This window comes from Mesorhizobium sp. M7A.F.Ca.CA.002.09.1.1, from assembly GCF_003998555.1.
Taxonomy (GTDB): domain Bacteria; phylum Pseudomonadota; class Alphaproteobacteria; order Rhizobiales; family Rhizobiaceae; genus Mesorhizobium; species Mesorhizobium ciceri.
This window is the reverse complement of the sequence record NZ_RZRR01001316.1, coordinates 1-1,038: the sequence shown is the minus strand read 5'-3', so window position 1 is coordinate 1,038 and position 1,038 is coordinate 1. Positions and strand designations below refer to the sequence as shown.

At 61.6% G+C, this 1,038-nt stretch carries 1 protein-coding gene; it reads left to right on the top strand.

Annotation, left to right across the window (positions count from 1 at the left end; translation table 11 throughout):
• A partial coding sequence (gene murB, locus EN994_RS32850; protein WP_127308221.1) for a UDP-N-acetylmuramate dehydrogenase occupies positions 1 to 868 on the top strand: 868 nt, incomplete at its 5' end.
• Positions 869 to 1,038 lie beyond the last annotated feature (170 nt).

The window sequence follows — 1,038 nt, the reverse complement described above, 5'->3', positions numbered from 1 at the left end:
GTTCCGTGCCGGGGGGCTGGCTGAAGCGTTGTTCCAGCCGGCCGATGAGGAGGACCTTGCCGCGTTCCTGAAAGCCGTTCCCGAAGAGATACCGCTGACGGTCGTCGGCGTCGGCTCCAACCTTCTGGTCCGCGATGGCGGCATCGAGGGCTTTGTCATTCGGCTTTCGGCCAAGGGCTTCGGCGATGCCGAGGTGATTTCGCCAATCAGGATCAAGGCGGGAGCTGCGACCCCCGACAAGCGCGTCGCAGCGGTGGCGCTCGAGGCCGGCATTGGCGGCTTTCATTTCTACCACGGCATTCCGGGTGCAATCGGCGGTGCGCTGCGAATGAATGCCGGCGCCAATGGCGTCGAGACGCGCGAGCGCGTCATCGAAGTGCGAGCACTCGATCGCAAGGGCAATGTGCAGACGCTGAGCAATGCCGATATGGGATACGCCTATCGCCATTCGGCGGCTCCCTCCGGGCTGATCTTCACCTCCGCCGTGTTCGAAGGCTTTGCCGAGGACAGGGCGACCATCAAGGCTGCGATGGAGGCCGTGCAGAACCATCGTGAGACCGTGCAGCCGATCCGCGAAAAGACCGGCGGCTCGACCTTCAAGAATCCCGACGGCACATCGGCCTGGAAGGAGATCGACAAAGCGGGCTGCCGCGGCCTGATGATCGGCGGCGCGCAGATGTCGCCGATGCATTGCAACTTCATGATCAACACCGGAACCGCGACCGGCTACGACCTTGAATATCTCGGCGAGACGGTGCGCACGCGGGTGCTGGAGAATTCCGGTATCCGGCTGCAATGGGAAATCAAGCGCATCGGCAATTTCCGGCCAGGGCATGCCGTTCAGGAGTTTCTCGGGCAGCTCCTTTAAGGTGCGCTGATATTCAGGTGATGCTCCGCTCCGGTTCTCGAAAGCCATCGTTTTCGACTCGGCCTGACCTGAATCTCGACACACCTAGCGCCTCGTTGAAGTTCATGTGATGCATGAACTTCAACGAGGCGAAAAACGGTCCGCGACCGTTGCCGCAAAGACTCAACGAC